Genomic DNA, 17001 nt, shown 5'->3' on the forward strand with positions numbered 1-17001 from the left:
CGCGATGGGTGCGGTGGGACTGGCGCTGGCTGCAGTGTCGAGTGACGCGCTTGTGTGGTCGCGGACGGTGTCGCCTGACGGTACGCTATCGGCCGAAACCCCGTGCACCGCAGGGGAGATTCATGCCGGGCGCGCCATCCCCAATGCCGAATTGCCGATCCGCAACTATGTGCCGGAATCGCGGATTCTGTGCCGAGCCGGCGGGCGCGCGTTCATGGCGGGTGTGATCGACGTGAATGACGCCCCTGCCGGCGTTTCGGCATTTGACCATCTCGTCGAGATGCTTGGCAAGCGGGCACCTGCGCAGGGCAAGCCCAGCCAGACCGTGATCGCCGGTCGGCGCGCGATGATTAACCGGGCTGTTCGGGGCGGCACCATTGCCCAGACCGGTTTCATCGAGGTCGGGCCAAAGAAGATCGTTACGGTCGTCGCCGGTTCCATGCCCGGCGCAGGTGAGATTGCGGATATGGGGGCGGCCATCGATCGCTTCTATGGGTCGATCGAGGTGAAGAACTGATGCGTGCCCCGGCTCCCAAATATGCCGCCAATGACGGCGTGATCGCGGCGGCGCAGGCTGCGCTCGGCGATATGTTGATCGAGGCGAGTGATCTGGTCGGCGAGGTCAATCTGACCGTCGATCGTGCGCGCCTGCCTGAGGCGATGATCGCGCTGCGCGATGGCGCGGCCTTGCAGTATCAGGCGCTGATGGAAATCGCCGGGGTCGATTATCCCGAGCGGGCCGAGCGGTTCGACGTCTGCTACATGCTGCTCAGCTACACCCGCAACCACCGCATCCGCGTCCGCGTGACGACGGATGAGGTTCAGTCTGTGCCGTCGGTGACGTCGATCTGGCCGGTCGCCGGCTGGCTCGAGCGCGAAGTGTACGACATGTACGGCGTGCTGTTTGAAGGCAATAACGACCTCCGCCGCATCCTCACCGACTATGGCTTTCGCGGGCATCCGCAGCGCAAGGACTTCCCGCTCTCGGGCTTCGTCGAGCTGCGCTATTCGGAGGCCGACAAGCGCGTGGTCTATGAGCCGGTGCAGCTGGCGCAGGACTTCCGCAATTTCGACTTCATGAGCCCGTGGGAAGGCGCGCAGTACGTGCTGCCCGGCGACGAGAAGGCACCGGCCGCGCCGGCTCCGGCCTCGGCTCCCGCACCTGCTGCGGCACCGGCCGCCAAGGTCGAGGACAAGCCTGCCGCCGCTCCGGAGGCAAAGGGCGCGCCGACCCCGGCGAGCGCCGAGCAGGTCAAGGAAGCCGATGACTCGGTGAAGCCGGTCAAGGCGCGTGGTCGCACGCCCAAGACGAGCGATGGCCCCGAGGATACCGGCATCGGCAAGGCCTCGCCCGACGCCGGCCCTGCGCCCGCCGACCCCGATGCTGTGAAAAAGCCCCGCAAGCCGGCCAAGCCGCGCGCGAAGAAGGGGGAGGAATGATGATGCCCCTCCGTCCGTTTGCCCTGAGCCTGTCGAAGGGCCTCTCTGACGCTTTGGGACTGGGCTTCGACAAGCTCAGCCCGAACGGAGGTTCGGTGTAATGTCCGAGTATCTCGACGAAATCGCCGGTCGCACCGACGCCGCTGACCCCAGCGTGGGCGATACCGCAATCGCCAACTACACGATCAACTTCGGGCCGCAGCACCCGGCGGCGCATGGCGTGTTGCGCCTCGTCACCGAGCTGGACGGCGAGATTATCGAGCGGATCGACCCGCATGTGGGTCTCCTGCATCGCGGCACCGAAAAGCTGATCGAGTACAAGACCTACACCCAGGCGCTCCCGTACATGGATCGCCTTGATTACTGCTCGCCGCTGGCGATGGAGCACAGCTTCGTCCTCGCGGTCGAAAAGCTGCTCGACCTCGAAGTGCCGGTGCGCGCGCAATATCTCCGCGTGTTCTTCGCCGAGCTGACGCGCATCTGTAACCACATGCTCAACCTCGGCGCGCACGTCATGGACGTCGGCGCGATGACGCCGAACCTGTGGATGTTCGAGCTGCGCGAGGATTGCCTCAACTTCTTTGAGCGCATGTCCGGCGCGCGCATGCACCACAATTACCTGCGCCCCGGCGGCGTGCATCAGGACGTACCGCTCAAGTTGCTAACCGATATCGGCGACTGGCTGGACACGCGCCTGCCGCAGCTGTTCGGCGACGCGATCAGCCTTGTCGCGGAAAACCGCATCTTCAAGCAGCGCAATGTCGACATCGCGATCGTCAACCGCGACGACGCGGTGAAATGGGGCTTTTCCGGCCCGATGATCCGCGCCGCCGGCATCCCGTGGGACCTGCGCAAGTCGCAGCCCTATGACGTCTATGACCGCATGGATTTCGAGATCCCGGTCGGCACGCGTGGCGACTGCTATGACCGCTTCATGGTCCGCGTCGAGGAAGTCTATCAGTCCGCGCGCATCATGAAGCAGTGCCTGAACGAAATGCCGTCGGGCCCGATCGCGTCGCTCGACCGCAAGGTGGTGCCGCCCAAGCGCGCCGAGATGAAGCAGTCGATGGAAGCGCTGATTCATCACTTCAAGCTGTATACCGAGGGCTTCCACGTTCCGGCGGGCGAAGTGTACGTCGCGACCGAAAGCCCCAAGGGCGAATTCGGCATCTACATGGTCAGCGACGGGTCGAACAAACCCTATCGCTGCAAGATCCGCCCGACCGCATTCAGCCATTTGCAGGCGATGGACTTCATGTCGCGCGGGCACATGCTGGCGGACATCACCGCGATTCTGGGCGCGATGGATATCGTGTTCGGGGAGTGTGACCGGTGAGCATTGTCACCTTCGCCTTCATGTTCCTTTTCTTCGCCGCGCAGGGCTTCGCCGTGCTCGTAACCGCCGCCCTTGCCGTCAATTTGCTCGGGGTCGAGCACTGGTCTGCCAAGATTGCAGCGATGTTCGTATCCTACCTGGCTTGGATCGCCTTCACACTGTCTGGCTACGCCATGCTTGGTGGAGAAGGCGGCCTGATGGATGGCTTCGCCATGATGCTGTTTCTGTGCTTCACGGCGCTTCTGAGTGCCGCATTCTGGACTGCGGCTTGGTTGGTGACGCCACTGATTGGCAGTGCACGTCATGGCTGATGCTCTCGCCTTCCAGGACGCGCCCGTGAGCACCCGCATCGCCACCGCCCACGCAATGATCGCGCATTACAACGCGCAGGATGCCGACGCCTATGTCGCGCTGATGACCGACGATGCCTGTGAAGCGGGCTATCGCGGCGCGGTGCTGCGTGAGGGCAAGGAAGGCGTCCGCGCGGGGCTGAAGGCGATGTTCGCCCAGTTCCCGCACAACCGCGCCGACATCCTCGCCAGCTATGAGCTGGGGGAGACGGTGCTGCTCCACGAAACGGTCTCGCGCGCGCCCGATGGCGAGCAGTTCGAGGTCATGTCCATCTACACCTTCAGCGGCGACCGAGTGAGCCGCGTGGAGTTCATCCGCTAATGGCCGACGCAAACGCAATCGAAGACACGCCGGAACTCCGCGCACGCTGGGGCAATTTCGCCTGGACGGCGGAGAACGCCGCCAAGGCCGCGACCATCCGTGCGCGCTATCCCGAGGGGCGGCAGATGAGCTGCACCATCCCCTATCTCGACCTGGCGCAACGTCAGGTCGGGGCGGAGACGGATACGCAGGGGTGGCTGCCGATCCCGGTGATCGAATTCGTCGCGCGCGAGCTCGACATGGCGGTGATCCGCGTGCTGGAGGTCGCGACCTTCTACACGATGTTCAACCTGCACCCGGTCGGCAAATATCATGTGCAGGTGTGCGGCACGACGCCGTGCTGGCTGCGCGGATCGGACGAGGTCTTCGCCGCGTGCAAGAACCGCGGCATGGCCAAGGGCAAGACCACGCCCGACGGCCTGTTCACGCTGACCGAGGTCGAGTGCATGGGCAATTGCGCGTCGGCGCCGATGGTCCAGATCAACGACGATAATTTCGAGGATCTGGACTACGACCGCACCGTCGCGATCCTCGACGCACTGGCGCAGGGCAAGAGCCCCAAGGCGGGGACGCAGGAACCCGGCCGCCACACCGTCGAGCCGCTCGGTGGCCCGACCAGCCTGACCGCGATGGTGTCCGACAACCACGACTACAGGAGCGAATGGTGAGCAAGAACACGATCTTCACGATCCTCGCCATCATCGGTGGCATCGTCGTCGCGATCTGGGCGCTGAAACTGGCCGCGAAACTGTTCGTGCCGCTGCTCGTCATCGGCGCGGGTGTCGCGATCTACCTCGTGGTCAAGGACAACAAGCGTATCGGGGGGCCGCGTTAACATGCTCGCGGACAAGGACCGGATTTTCACCAATCTCTACGGCTATCAGCCGTGGAACCTCGACGCTGCGATGAAGCGCGGCGCGTGGGACAATACCAAGGCGCTGCTCGAACTCGGCCCCGACACGATCATCGAAAAGATCAAGGCGTCGGGCCTGCGCGGGCGCGGCGGGGCGGGGTTCCCGACCGGCATGAAATGGTCGTTCATGCCCAAGAACCCGACGCCCGAACGGCCGAGCTTCCTGGTCATCAATGCCGACGAATCCGAACCGGGTTCGTGCAAGGACCGTGAGATCATCCGCCACGACCCGCATTTGCTGCTCGAAGGCGCGCTGGTCGCCGGCTTCGCGATGCGCGCGCGTGCGGCCTATATCTACATCCGCGGCGAATATATCCGCGAGGCCGAGACGCTGTTCAAGGCGATCGAGGAAGCCTACGCCAAGGGCCTGCTGGGCAAGAATGCCTGCGGGTCGGGCTATGATTTCGACGTCTTCTGCCATCGCGGCGCGGGCGCCTACATCTGCGGCGAAGAGACCGCGATGATCGAGAGCCTGGAGGGCAAGAAGGGCCAGCCGCGCCTCAAGCCGCCCTTCCCGGCGGGTGCGGGCCTCTATGGCTGCCCGACCACGGTCAACAATGTCGAATCGATCGCGGTCGCGCCCACGATCCTGCGCCGCTCGCCCGAATGGTTCGCGAGCTTCGGCCGGGAGAACAACAAGGGCACCAAGCTGTTCCAGATCAGCGGTCACGTCGAAAAGCCGTGCGTGGTCGAGGAAAGCATGTCGATTCCGTTCCGCGAGCTGATCGAAAAGCATTGCGGCGGTATTCGCGGTGGCTGGGACAATCTGCTCGCGGTGATCCCCGGCGGGTCGTCGGTGCCGCTGGTTCCGGCGGCGGAGATCATGGACGCGCCGATGGACTTTGACGGCCTGCGCGCGCTCGGTTCCGGCCTTGGCACCGCTGCGGTGATCGTGATGGACAAGTCCACCGACATCGTCGCCGCGATCAGCCGCATTTCGTACTTCTACAAGCATGAGAGCTGTGGCCAGTGCACCCCGTGCCGTGAGGGCACCGGCTGGATGTGGCGCGTGATGGAGCGGATGCGCACCGGCGATGCTGACATCAGCGAGATCGATACGCTGTTCAACGTCACCAAGCAGGTCGAAGGCCACACCATCTGTGCGCTCGGCGACGCGGCGGCATGGCCGATCCAGGGCCTGATCAAGCATTTCCGGCCCGAGATGGAGCGGCGCATCCTTGAGAAGCAGGGCGGCGGGCTGAGTCCGATGCAGGAGGCCGCGGAGTGAACGTGCAGCCTCCCCGGTCGAAGTTCGCGCTGGTCATTTACGTGGCGGCGGGGCTGGTCGCGCTGACCATCCTCGCCGACATGTGGAATCGGTACAATTACACCGACCATTTCAGCCTTGGATACCAGTTGCAGCAATTGGTCCGCGAAGCTTCGCTCGTGGCGATCATCGCTGCGGTGGGCGTCGGGGTTCAGTATCTGGCGGACATCCGCTGGCTGCTTCTGCAGCAAAGGGGCAAAGATGCCTAAGCTTACCGTAGATGGAATCGAAGTCGAAGTCCCCGCCGGTGCCACCGTGCTCCAGGCGTGCGAGGCTGCGGGCAAGGAAATTCCGCGTTTCTGCTACCATGAGCGGCTGAGTATCGCCGGCAATTGCCGCATGTGCCTGGTCGAGGTGAAGCCCGGGCCGCCCAAGCCGCAGGCGTCGTGCGCGCTGCCCGCCGCCGACAATCAGGACGTCCGCACCGACAGCGCGATGGTCAAGGCCGCGCGCGAAGGCGTGATGGAGTTCCTGCTGATCAACCATCCGCTCGATTGCCCGATCTGCGATCAGGGCGGCGAGTGCGACTTGCAGGACCAGTCGGTCGCCTATGGTCGCGGCCATTCGCGCTACACCGAAAACAAACGCGCGGTGACCGAGAAATATATGGGTCCCATCGTCAAGACGGTGATGACCCGCTGCATCCAGTGCACCCGCTGCGTCCGCTTTGCCGAAGAGGTTGCGGGCGTGGAAGAAATCGGCGCGCTGTATCGCGGCGAGAACATGCAGATCACCAGCTACCTCGAACAGGCGGTGACGTCCGAACTGTCGGGCAATGTCGTCGATCTGTGCCCGGTTGGCGCACTGACGTCGAAGCCCTATGCGTTCGAAGCGCGCCCGTGGGAACTCAAGAAGACGCTGGCGATCGACGTGATGGACGCGGTCGGCACCAATATCCGCATCGACAGCCGCGGGCGCGGCGTGCTGCGCGTGCTGCCGCGCATCAACGAAGACGTGAACGAGGAATGGGCGCACGACAAGACGCGCCACCATGTCGACGGCCTCAGCTTCCGCCGGCTCGACAAGCCCTATGTCCGCAAGGACGGCAGACTGGTCGAATCGACCTGGGACGAGGCGTTCGCCGCCATCGCCGTCGCGGCGAAGGGCGCGGGGGACAAGGTTGCCGCGATCCATGGCGACCTGCTCGATTGCGAGACGATCTTCGCCGCCAAGAAGCTGGTCCAGTCGTTCGGCTCGACCCTGCTCGAAGGGCGTCAGACCGGCATGGCCTATGACACCTCGTCGCTGTCGGCGGTGAATTTCAACACCACCATCGCGGGCGTCGAGACGGCAGACGTGATCCTGCTGGTCGGCACGAACCTGCGCTGGGAAGCGCCGCTGGTGAACACCCGCGTGCGCAAGGCGATCAAGCGCGGTGCAAAGGTGTTCGCGATCGGGCCGGAAACCGACCTCACCTACAAGACGACGTGGCTCGGCAACGACCTCGGCCTGCTCGGCAAGCTGCCGCAGGCGGCGGCGGATGCGTTCAAGGATGCCGCGCGCCCGATGGTGATCGTCGGCGGCGCGGCGCTCAAGAACGGGCATGGCGCGGCGCTGGCGCTGGCCAAGAAGCTCGATCTGGTGCGTGAGGGCTGGAACGGCTTCAACGTGCTGCACATGGCGGCGAGCCGCATGGGCGGCCTGATGCTCGGCTTCGCGTCGCAGGGCGGCATTGCCGACATCGTCGCGGCGGAGCCCAAGCTGACCTTCTTTCTCGGCGCGGACGAGGTTGATTTCTCGGCCTTCGCCAACAGCTTCAACGTCTATATCGGCCATCATGGCGACAAGGGCGCGCATGCGGCGGACGTGATCCTGCCGGGCGCGAGCTATGCCGAAAAGCATGGCACCTATGTCAATCTGGAAGGCCGGGTCCAGCGCAGCGAGAAGGCGGTTTCGGCCCCCGGCGACGCGCGTGAGGACTGGACGATCCTGCGCGCACTGTCCGAAGTGATGGGCAAGACGCTGCCGTTCGACAGCTTTGGCGAACTGCGCGCGGCGATGGCCGCCGAAGTGCCGGCGCTGGGCAGCGAAGGGCTGGCCAGCTTCGACTGGAACCCGCCCGCGCTCGACGCCAACGGGGAAGGCGAGGTCGCTTACCCGATCGCCGACTTCTACCTCACCAACGCCATCTGCCGCGCATCGCCGACGATGCAGCGCTGCTCGGCCGAATTGATCCACGGCCAGGATTTCGCGGAGGCCGCAGAGTGACCGCTTTCTTCCAATCCCTCGGCATGTCCTTCGAATGGGCGTGGTTCGTCGCGACGATCGCGGGTATCCTGCTGATCGCGCTGCCGCTGATGCTGGCGGTGGCGATGATCATCTATGCCGATCGCAAGATCTGGGCGGCGATGGCGCTGCGCCGTGGCCCCAACGTCGTCGGTCCGCTCGGCCTGCTCCAGTCGTTCGCGGACGGCCTCAAGGTCTTCCTTCAGGAAACCATCATCCCGTCGAGCGCGAACAAGGGGTTGTTCCTGCTCGCGCCGATCATCACCTTCACCGTCGCGCTGATCGTGTGGGCGGTGATTCCGTTCCAGGCGGGCGTGGTGCTGTCGAACATCAATGTCGGCCTGCTCTACATCCTCGCGGCGTCGTCGCTGGGCGTGTATGGCGTGATCCTCGCCGGCTGGGCGTCGAACTCGAAATATCCGTTCTACTCGGCAATCCGCGCCGCGGCGCAGATGGTCAGCTATGAAGTCTCGATCGGTTTCGTGCTGATCGCGGTGGTGCTGTGGGCGGGGACGTTCAACCTGTCGGGCATCGTCAATGCGCAGCAGGGGCACGTGCTCGGCATCTTCAACGGCTTCGGCTTCAACCCGCTGCTGTTCCCGATGGCGGTGGTGTTCCTGATCTCCGCGCTCGCCGAAACCGCGCGCGCGCCGTTCGACCTGACCGAGGCGGAGAGCGAGCTGGTCGCGGGCTATCAGACCGAATATTCGTCGATGGCCTTCGCACTCTACTGGCTGGGCGAGTACGCCAACGTCATCCTGATGTGCACGCTCAACGCGGTGCTGTTCTGGGGTGGCTATCTGCCGCCGCTGGACATTCCGATCCTCTATGCGGTGCCGGGCATCATCTGGCTGTTCATCAAGATCCTCGTCTTCTTCTTTATCTTCTCGTGGATCAAGGCGACCGTCCCGCGCTACCGCTATGACCAGCTGATGCGTCTGGGCTGGAAGATATTCCTGCCGCTCTCGCTATTCTTCGTGTTCGCGGTGTCGGGCTGGCTGATGATCCAGCGGGTGGGGCTGTGAGTGTGATTGCAACTTTGTTTGCGGCCTCTTTGGCTTCAGCAGCGCAGACAAGCTCCGCTCCTATAATGACGAGCTGTTCGTTGGTAACGCCGACTGGAACTCAGTTCGGACTCGAGGTTCGCCGAGGCGATGTGACGACTGTGCACATCGGTGGTGAGGGAAAGGGAGTCCCTTCCGCCTACGCCGATAGCGAGGTGGCTTCCGATTATAGATTCACTCAGGACGGCGTGAAATTCAGATTGGAGATTGAGAAGGCCAAGGATGAGCGAGGCGCAGTCTCGACTATTCTTTCCGGAACGCGCGGCGATCGAGCTACGCCGATGATCCTCGCGTTTGGCCATTGCGGTTTCCAAAAGATGCCTTCAGTTAACTTGAGCGTCGCTGATTTGCTTGATCGAACAAAATGGCCTGGCCATTGCTTTTCGATAGTTGGAGATCAGATCGTCAAATCTATGTATCAAATCGTCGAATCTAAAGATGCCGAGTCAATGGGCGTGGTTTCTTATCAAGAGGACGGATTTGGAAAATTGGCGCTAGAACGCGGTCACATTCAACTTCCTGGACCATATGAGGGCACTGTGTCGCGCCATATGTCGTTTGTTGGGATTAAGGGTGATCGTGAAACCGCTACATTCGACTCGGCTTCCGGGGAAGTGGCGGTCGCACTTAGACTAACCAGCCGTGCCAATCCTAAGTTTGTTCCGAGCAGGTATATGGTCTGCGGCTTCAAGATTGCGAAAGTGGAATCATGAGCGTCGCCCAACTCGTCCGTTCGTTCACCCTGTGGGAGTTCGTGAAGGCGCATGCCCTCACGCTGAAGTATTTCTTCAAGCCCAAGGCGACGATCAACTATCCGTACGAGAAGAACCCGATCTCGCCCCGCTTCCGCGGCGAGCATGCGCTGCGCCGTTATCCGAACGGCGAAGAGCGCTGCATCGCGTGCAAGCTGTGCGAGGCGATCTGCCCGGCGCTGGCGATCACGATCGAGGCCGAACCGCGTGACGATGGCAGCCGCCGCACCACGCGCTACGACATCGACATGACCAAGTGCATCTATTGCGGCCTGTGTCAGGAGGCATGCCCGGTGGACGCCATCGTCGAGGGGCCGAACTTCGAATTCGCGACCGAAACCCGTGAGGAGCTGATCTATCACAAGGACAAGCTGCTCGCGAACGGCGACCGCTGGGAACGCGCAATCGCCGCGAACCTTGCCGCCGATGCACCGTATCGGTAAGCGCGCGGCAACAGTGGGACAGACGATGATTCAACCTAAGCCCGTCATCCCCGCGAAAGCGGGGACCCATCTCCGGCACGTGCCGGCAGCTGGACGGTGCGGGAGATGGGCCCCCGCTTTCGCGGGGGTGACGGTAGTAAAATGATCCAGGCAATCGCCTTCTATCTCTTCGCCGGGGTGGTGATCCTCTCCGCCGCGATGACGATTACCGCGCGCAATCCCGTTCATTCGGTGCTGTGGCTGATCCTCGCCTTCTTCAACGCCGCCGGCCTGATGGTGCTGGCGGGGGCGGAGTTCATCGCGATGCTGTTGGTCATCGTCTATGTCGGCGCGGTCGCGGTGCTGTTCCTGTTCGTCGTGATGATGCTCGACATCGACTTTGCCGAACTGCGCGCCGGGTTCGTGCGCTACGCCGTGTTCGGCCTCGCCATCGCGGTGGCGCTGGCGGCGGAGATCGTGATCGGCACGATGGCGTGGACCGCGGGCAAGATCGACCTCGCCAAGCGCGTCGCGCCGATCGACGCCGATACCGCGCTGGGCCAGGTGTCGAACGTCCAGGCGATCGGCATGCTGCTCTACAGCCGCTATCTCTATCTGTTCGAGGCCGCCGGCTTCATCCTGCTCGTCGCCATGGTCGGCGCGATCGTGCTGACCCATCGCCAGCGCGGCGGGGTGATGAAGCAGAATGTCTGGCGCCAGATCAACCGGCGTCAGAAGGACGCCATCCGCAACGTCAATCAGCCCGTCGGGCAGGGGGTGGAGCTGTGATCGGCCTCACGCATTACCTCGTCGTCAGCGCGATCCTGTTCACCATGGGCGTGCTCGGCATCTTCATGAACCGCAAGAACCTCATCGTCATTCTGATGGCGATCGAGCTGATCCTGCTGAGCGTGAACCTCAACCTCGTCGCCTTCTCGTCGTACCTCGGCGATCTGGTGGGTCAGGTGTTCGCGATGTTCGTGCTGACCGTTGCGGCGGGTGAGGCCGCGATCGGCCTTGCCATCCTTGTCATCTATTTCCGCGGCCGCGGCACGATCTCGGTCGACGACGTCAATCGGATGAAGGGCTGATGTCTTCGATCCATTTCATCGTATTCCTGCCGCTGCTGGCAGCGATCGTCGCGGGTTTCAGTAACCGCGCGTTCGGCACGGCATTCCCGAAGATCGTCACGACCGGCGGCCTGTTCGTCGCGGCGATCCTCAGCTGGATGACCTTCATCCCGTTCCTTAACGGCACGGCCGAGCCGCAGGTCATCAAGGTGCTTACCTGGATGAACTCGGGCGACCTGATGGTCGACTGGGCGCTGCGCGTCGACAGCCTGACCGCGGTGATGCTGGTGGTGGTGACGAGCGTTTCGGCGCTGGTCCACCTCTACAGCTGGTCGTACATGGAAGAGGACCCGGATCAGCCGCGCTTCTTCGCGTACCTTTCGCTGTTCACCTTCGCCATGCTGATGCTGGTGACTGCGGACAACCTGCTGCAGATGTTCTTCGGCTGGGAAGGCGTGGGCCTCGCGAGCTACCTGCTGATCGGTTTCTGGTTCAAGAAGCCGTCGGCCAATGCCGCGGCGATCAAGGCGTTCGTGGTCAACCGCGTCGGCGACCTTGGCTTCATGCTGGGCATTTTCGGCGTGTTCCTGGTGTTCGGCACGATCTCGATCCCCGAAATCCTTGAAGCTGCGCCCGGCATGGCCGGCAGCACGATCGGGTTCCTGGGCTATCGCGTCGACACGTTGACCGTGCTCTGCCTGCTGCTGTTCGTCGGTGCGATGGGCAAGTCGGCGCAGCTTGGCCTGCACACCTGGTTGCCCGACGCGATGGAGGGCCCGACCCCGGTGTCGGCGCTGATCCACGCGGCGACGATGGTCACCGCGGGTGTGTTCATGGTCTGCCGCCTGTCGCCGTTGTTCGAACAGGCGCCGATCGCACTCGGCTTCGTCACCTTCATCGGTGCCGCGACGTGCCTGTTCGCCGCGACGGTCGGCACGACGCAGACCGACATCAAGCGCGTCATCGCCTATTCAACCTGTTCGCAGCTCGGCTACATGTTTTTCGCCGCCGGCGTCGGCATGTATGGCGCGGCGATGTTCCACCTGTTCACCCACGCCTTCTTCAAGGCGCTGCTGTTCCTGGGTGCCGGCTCGGTGATCCACGCGATGCACCATGAGCAGGACATGCGCTATTATGGCGGCCTGCGGAAGCACATCCCGGTCACCTATTGGACGATGATGGCGGGCACGCTCGCGATCACCGGCGTCGGTGTCTACTGGTTCCATGCCGGGTTCGCGGGCTTCCACTCCAAGGACGCGATCCTCGAGGCGGCGTACGCAGCCGGGGGTGGCGGTCAGGCAGCGTTCTGGGTCGGCGTGTTCGCCGCCCTCCTCACCAGCTTCTACAGCTGGCGCCTGATGTTCCTCACCTTCTTCGGAAAGCCGCGCTGGACCCAGTCGGAGCATATCCAGCACGCGCTGCATGACTCGCATGGCCATGATCATGCGCATGACGATGCGCACGGCCACGCGGTCGCGCATGCGGAGAACCCGCCGGCGCAGGAAGATGCGGGTCACGAGCCGCATGCCCATGCGCATGGCGCGCATGAGACGGCGGACGGCACCGGCGGATATCATCCGCACGAAAGCCCGCTTCCGATGATGATCCCGCTGCTGGTGCTGAGCCTCGGTGCGGTGTTCGCCGGCTTCGTGTTCAACAAGTTCTTCATCCAGCCCGAGGCGGGTGAGATCTTCTGGAAGGGCGCGGTCGCGTTCGACGAGCATCTGGCGCACGCGATGCATCTGGTGCCGATGTGGGTGAAACTGTCGGCGAGCATCGTGATGTTGCTCGGCCTGTTCGGGGCGTTTGTGGCGTACATCTGGAAGCCGACGATCCCCGCGCGCTTTACCGCGACCTTCTCGCTTCTCTACAAGTTCCTGCTGAACAAGTGGTATTTCGACGAGCTGTACAATGTGCTGTTCGTCAAGCCTTCCTTCTGGTTCGGCCGTTTGTTCTGGAAGCAGGGCGACGAGGGAACGATCGACCGCTTCGGCCCGAACGGCTCCGCTGCCCTGGTCCGCTTTGCGGGCGTGTGGAGCGGGCGCCTCCAGTCCGGATATGTCTATAGCTATGCGTTCGTCATGCTGATCGGCCTGACCGCAGCCGTTACCTGGGTGATCACGCGATGAGCGGCATTCTCTCCATCATGCTGATCGTGCCGCTGGTCGCGGCGGTCGCATGCCTGTTCACCACCGCGAACAATGCGCGCTGGATCGCGCTGATCGCGACGCTGATCGACCTGGTGCTCGGCGGCGTGCTGTGGGCGAATTTCGAGATTGGCGGGCCGCAATGGCAGTTCGTCGAATATACGCCGGTTTTCGGCCGCTTCGCCTGGGCGCTGGGCATCGACGGGTTCGCGCTGCTGCTGATCATGCTGTCCGTCTTCCTGATGCCGATCTGCATCGGCGCCAGCTGGACCGCGATCGAAAAGCGCGTGCCGGAATATATGGCGGCGTTCCTGATCACCGAAGTTCTGATGATCGGCACCTTCGCGGCGCAGGACATCTTCCTCTTCTACATGTTCTTCGAAGCCGGCCTGATCCCGATGTTCCTGATCATCGGCATATGGGGCGGAGCGAACCGCATCTACGCGTCGTACAAATTCTTCCTCTACACGCTGCTCGGCTCGCTGCTGATGCTGATCGCGATGATGTATATGAGCATCACCGCCGGCACGACGTCGATCCCCGAGCTGATGGAGTACGACTTCCCGGCCGGGGTCCAGACCTGGCTGTGGCTGGCGTTCTTCGCGTCGTTCGCGGTCAAGATGCCGATGTGGCCGGTCCACACCTGGCTGCCCGACGCGCACGTGCAGGCACCGACCGCCGGGTCGGTGATCCTGGCGGGCGTGCTGCTGAAGCTTGGCGGCTATGGCTTCCTGCGCTTCAGCCTGCCGATGTTCCCGGAGGCGTCGGCGCAGCTGATCTGGCTGGTGTTCGGCCTGTCGTGCATCGCGGTGGTCGTCACCTCGCTGATCGCGCTGGTGCAGAGCGACATGAAGAAGCTGATCGCCTATTCCTCGGTCGCGCATATGGCGATCGTGACGCTGGGCCTGTTCACCTTCAACCGTCAGGGGATCGAGGGCGCGATGATGGTGATGCTGGGCCATGGCCTGGTGTCGGGCGCGCTGTTCCTGTGCGTCGGCGTGATCTACGACCGTCTGCATACCCGTGAGATCGACCGTTATGGCGGCCTCGCGATCAACATGCCGAAATATGCGATCCTGTTCATGCTGTTCACGATGGCGTCGGTCGGCCTGCCGGGGACGAGCAACTTCGTCGGCGAATTGCTGGCGCTGATGGGCACGTACCAGGTGTCGACGCTGGCGACGCTGATCGCGACCACCGGCATCATCCTGGGCGCGGGCTATATGCTCTACCTCTACCGCCGCGTCGTGTTTGGCGATCTGACCAAGGACGACGTCAAGGCGATGCCCGACCTCAACAAGCGCGAAATGGCGCTGCTCGCCCCGATCGCGGCGGCGGTGTTGTGGATGGGTGTGTACCCGGAGAGCTTCCTCGCCCCGATGCGAGCCGACGTTGCAACGTTGCTCGCGCGGATCGAGCGCGCGCGTCCGGCGGGTGACAGCCTGCCGACCCCCGGCAATCCCGCTGCTGCCAAGGCCGCGCATGCGCCAGAGCATAAATCTGCCGAGCATGGAGCGGCACACTGATGGACTACGGCCTGCAACTTTCGATGGTCCTGCCCGAGATTGTCCTCTCGGTCGGTGGGCTCGCTTTGCTGATGGTCGCCGCATGGGGCGGCCAGGCGGTGACCCGCGCGGTGAGCTGGGTTTCGGTCGCCGTGCTGATCGGCGGCGGCATCGCGCTGACCGGCAACGCCTCCTCCGGCGGCCTCGCCTTCGACGGCCTGTACCGCGCGGACCTGTTCTCGGCTTATGCCAAGGCGTTGATCTTCTTCGCCGCGGCGATCTCGATCATCATCGCCCCGCGCTTCTTTGCGCGCACCAGCGGTGAAGATCTGCGTCCCGAATATCCCATCCTGATCCTGTTCGCGACCGCGGGCATGGGGATGATGGTGTCGGCGAACGACCTGTTGACGCTCTATATCGGGCTCGAACTCAACAGCCTTGCCTCCTACGTCCTCGCCAGCTTCATGCGCCGCGACGTGCGCTCGGCCGAAGCGGGCCTGAAATACTTCATCCTCGGCTCGCTCGCGAGCGGCATCCTGCTCTACGGCATCAGCCTGGTGTACGGCTTCAGCGGCACCACGGTGTTCGGCGACATCGCGTCGGCCTATGCGGCGGGCGAGAATATGGGCCTGTTGTTCGGCCTCGTCTTTGTCTTCGCTGGCCTCGCGTTCAAGATGTCGGCGGTGCCGTTCCACATGTGGACCCCGGACGTGTACGAAGGCGCGCCGACCCCGGTGACGACCTTCTTCGCCAGCGCGCCCAAGGTCGCGGCGATGGCGCTGTCGGTCCGCGTTGCGATTGAGGCGATGGGCCCGGTGACCAGCGACTGGCGCCAGATCGTGATCTTCGCCGCCCTCGCATCGATCGTGCTCGGCGCGGTCGCGGCGATCGGGCAGACCAACATCAAGCGTCTGCTCGCCTATTCGTCGATCAACAATGTCGGCTTCGCGCTGATCGGCCTTGCCGCCGGCACGGCCGAGGGCGTGGCGGGCGTGCTGACCTATCTCACCATCTATGTGGTGATGACGCTGGGCAGCTTCCTCGTCGTGCTGCAGATGCGCGATGCCGATGGCCAGCCGGTCGAGACGATCGCGAGCCTGTCGGGCCTGTCGCGCACGCGCCCGGCACTCGCGGCGGCGCTCGCGATGTTCATGTTCAGCCTTGCCGGCATACCGCCGCTGTTCGGCTTCTGGGCCAAGTTCGCGGTGTTCGAGCCGGCGGTGAAGGCGGGGCTGTTCCCGCTCGCAGCGATCGGTATCGCGGCCTCGGTGATCGGGGCCTTCTATTACCTCAAGATCGTCAAAACGATGTATTTCGACGAACCGGCCCCTGCCTATGCGAAGAGCGACAGCGCGCTTGAGGGCGGGCTGATCGCGGCGGCGGCGGTGTTCGTCTCGCCGCTGGGCTATCTGCTGATCCCGGTGCTCGGCGCATGGTCGATGGCGGCGGCACAGGTGCTGTTCCGGACGACATGATCCGTACCGTCGCGGAGACGGGCTCGACCAACGCCGACATGCTGGCGCTCGCTGCGGCGGGCGCCGCCGAGGGCAGTTGGCTGCGCGCCGAGCGCCAGACGGCGGGCAAGGGGCGACAGGGCCGGGCGTGGGCGTCCCCGGTCGGTAATTTTTACGGCAGCACGCTCGTCCGTCTGCGCCCGACCGACCCGCCCGCGCCGACGCTTGCGCTTGTTGCGGCAGTGGCGCTGGAAGAGGCTGTAGCTGCATTTGGTCGCTCCGGCGAAGGCCGGGGCGACGCGGTGCTGAAATGGCCCAATGACCTATTGATCGACGGCGCAAAGCTCTCCGGCATCCTGCTGGAGCGAGGCGGGGACGCGGTGGTGATCGGCATCGGAGTCAATCTGGCACACCACCCGGATCTGCCCGATCGCCCCACGACCAGCCTCGCCGCGCACGGCGTTGCGGTGGACATCGCAACCTTCGCCGATGTTCTGGCCGAGAGCTTCGCCCGCTGGCTGGCGCGTTGGCGCGGCGAGGGACTCGACCCGATCCGCCAACGCTGGCTCGATCGTGCGCATCCCAAGGGCACCGCGCTCACCGCGCGCTTGCCCGATGGCACCAACCACCAAGGCCTGTTCGACGGCCTCACCTCGGACGGCGCTTTGATCCTGCGCTTGGCCGATGGATCGCGGCATGTCATTCATGCCGGCGACGTCTTCCTGATCTGAAG

19 protein-coding genes are annotated in these 17001 nt (G+C 63.9%); all 19 read left to right on the forward strand.

Going from position 1 to position 17001, the window contains the following annotated elements; translation table 11 throughout:
• Positions 1–4: 4 nt before the first annotated feature.
• The 19 genes from ACRYLO_RS03505 to ACRYLO_RS03595 all read left to right on the forward strand — a co-directional run bounded on the left by ACRYLO_RS03505 (position 5) and on the right by ACRYLO_RS03595 (position 16999).
• Positions 5–517, forward strand: a complete 513-nt coding sequence (locus tag ACRYLO_RS03505) for a hypothetical protein (RefSeq protein WP_482658893.1) — start codon at positions 5–7, stop codon at positions 515–517.
• Complete coding sequence (locus ACRYLO_RS03510; RefSeq protein ID WP_482658894.1) at positions 517–1440, forward strand: NADH-quinone oxidoreductase subunit C; 924 nt, start codon at positions 517–519, stop codon at positions 1438–1440. The genes ACRYLO_RS03505 and ACRYLO_RS03510 overlap by 1 nt, the downstream gene beginning before the upstream one ends.
• Before the next feature lie 100 nt (positions 1441–1540).
• Positions 1541–2776, forward strand: coding sequence for an NADH-quinone oxidoreductase subunit D (locus ACRYLO_RS03515; protein WP_310040985.1), 1236 nt, complete (start codon positions 1541–1543; stop codon positions 2774–2776).
• On the forward strand, positions 2773–3087 hold the full coding sequence (locus ACRYLO_RS03520; protein ID WP_482658895.1) for a hypothetical protein: 315 nt from the start codon (positions 2773–2775) through the stop codon (positions 3085–3087). The genes ACRYLO_RS03515 and ACRYLO_RS03520 overlap by 4 nt, the downstream gene beginning before the upstream one ends.
• Positions 3080–3448, forward strand: a complete 369-nt coding sequence (locus ACRYLO_RS03525) for a nuclear transport factor 2 family protein (protein WP_482658896.1) — start codon at positions 3080–3082, stop codon at positions 3446–3448. The genes ACRYLO_RS03520 and ACRYLO_RS03525 overlap by 8 nt, the downstream gene beginning before the upstream one ends.
• Positions 3448–4116: a complex I 24 kDa subunit family protein gene (locus ACRYLO_RS03530; protein ID WP_482658897.1), complete on the forward strand. Its 669-nt coding sequence runs from the start codon at positions 3448–3450 to the stop codon at positions 4114–4116. Before ACRYLO_RS03525 ends, ACRYLO_RS03530 begins: the two co-directional genes overlap by 1 nt.
• The gene (locus ACRYLO_RS03535) at positions 4113–4283 is read left to right on the forward strand and encodes a hypothetical protein (protein WP_294017039.1); all 171 of its coding nucleotides are present in this window, start codon (positions 4113–4115) and stop codon (positions 4281–4283) included. The genes ACRYLO_RS03530 and ACRYLO_RS03535 overlap by 4 nt, the downstream gene beginning before the upstream one ends.
• A gap of 1 nt (position 4284) precedes the next feature.
• Positions 4285–5589 (forward strand): NADH-quinone oxidoreductase subunit NuoF, encoded by a 1305-nt coding sequence (nuoF, locus tag ACRYLO_RS03540; protein ID WP_482658898.1) that lies wholly within the window; start codon positions 4285–4287, stop codon positions 5587–5589.
• Entirely contained in the window at positions 5586–5837 is a 252-nt protein-coding gene (locus ACRYLO_RS03545) for a hypothetical protein (RefSeq protein WP_482658899.1), read from the forward strand. The genes nuoF and ACRYLO_RS03545 overlap by 4 nt, the downstream gene beginning before the upstream one ends.
• Positions 5830–7836 carry an NADH-quinone oxidoreductase subunit NuoG gene (nuoG, locus tag ACRYLO_RS03550; RefSeq protein ID WP_482658900.1) on the forward strand — a complete coding sequence of 669 codons (2007 nt, stop codon included), beginning with the start codon at positions 5830–5832 and terminating at the stop codon, positions 7834–7836. Before ACRYLO_RS03545 ends, nuoG begins: the two co-directional genes overlap by 8 nt.
• Complete coding sequence (gene nuoH / locus ACRYLO_RS03555; protein ID WP_482658901.1) at positions 7833–8879, forward strand: NADH-quinone oxidoreductase subunit NuoH; 1047 nt, start codon at positions 7833–7835, stop codon at positions 8877–8879. The genes nuoG and nuoH overlap by 4 nt, the downstream gene beginning before the upstream one ends.
• 131 nt (positions 8880–9010) lie before the next feature.
• On the forward strand, positions 9011–9631 hold the full coding sequence (locus ACRYLO_RS03560; RefSeq protein ID WP_482658902.1) for a hypothetical protein: 621 nt from the start codon (positions 9011–9013) through the stop codon (positions 9629–9631).
• Positions 9628–10113 carry an NADH-quinone oxidoreductase subunit NuoI gene (gene nuoI, locus ACRYLO_RS03565; RefSeq protein WP_482658903.1) on the forward strand — a complete coding sequence of 162 codons (486 nt, stop codon included), beginning with the start codon at positions 9628–9630 and terminating at the stop codon, positions 10111–10113. The genes ACRYLO_RS03560 and nuoI overlap by 4 nt, the downstream gene beginning before the upstream one ends.
• Positions 10114–10254: 141 nt before the next feature.
• A complete protein-coding gene (locus tag ACRYLO_RS03570; RefSeq protein ID WP_482658904.1) occupies positions 10255–10881 on the forward strand; it encodes an NADH-quinone oxidoreductase subunit J in 627 nt (208 codons plus the stop codon).
• Positions 10878–11183 carry an NADH-quinone oxidoreductase subunit NuoK gene (nuoK, locus tag ACRYLO_RS03575; RefSeq protein ID WP_066663206.1) on the forward strand — a complete coding sequence of 102 codons (306 nt, stop codon included), beginning with the start codon at positions 10878–10880 and terminating at the stop codon, positions 11181–11183. The genes ACRYLO_RS03570 and nuoK overlap by 4 nt, the downstream gene beginning before the upstream one ends.
• On the forward strand, positions 11183–13291 hold the full coding sequence (gene nuoL / locus ACRYLO_RS03580) for an NADH-quinone oxidoreductase subunit L (protein ID WP_482658905.1): 2109 nt from the start codon (positions 11183–11185) through the stop codon (positions 13289–13291). Before nuoK ends, nuoL begins: the two co-directional genes overlap by 1 nt.
• Entirely contained in the window at positions 13288–14835 is a 1548-nt protein-coding gene (locus ACRYLO_RS03585) for an NADH-quinone oxidoreductase subunit M (protein ID WP_482658906.1), read from the forward strand. Before nuoL ends, ACRYLO_RS03585 begins: the two co-directional genes overlap by 4 nt.
• The gene (gene nuoN / locus ACRYLO_RS03590) at positions 14835–16289 is read left to right on the forward strand and encodes an NADH-quinone oxidoreductase subunit NuoN (RefSeq protein WP_482658907.1); all 1455 of its coding nucleotides are present in this window, start codon (positions 14835–14837) and stop codon (positions 16287–16289) included. Before ACRYLO_RS03585 ends, nuoN begins: the two co-directional genes overlap by 1 nt.
• Positions 16286–16999: a biotin--[acetyl-CoA-carboxylase] ligase gene (locus tag ACRYLO_RS03595; protein WP_482658908.1), complete on the forward strand. Its 714-nt coding sequence runs from the start codon at positions 16286–16288 to the stop codon at positions 16997–16999. The genes nuoN and ACRYLO_RS03595 overlap by 4 nt, the downstream gene beginning before the upstream one ends.
• Positions 17000–17001 lie beyond the last annotated feature (2 nt).

Source organism: Sphingomonas sp. SDUR79, assembly GCF_056821745.1.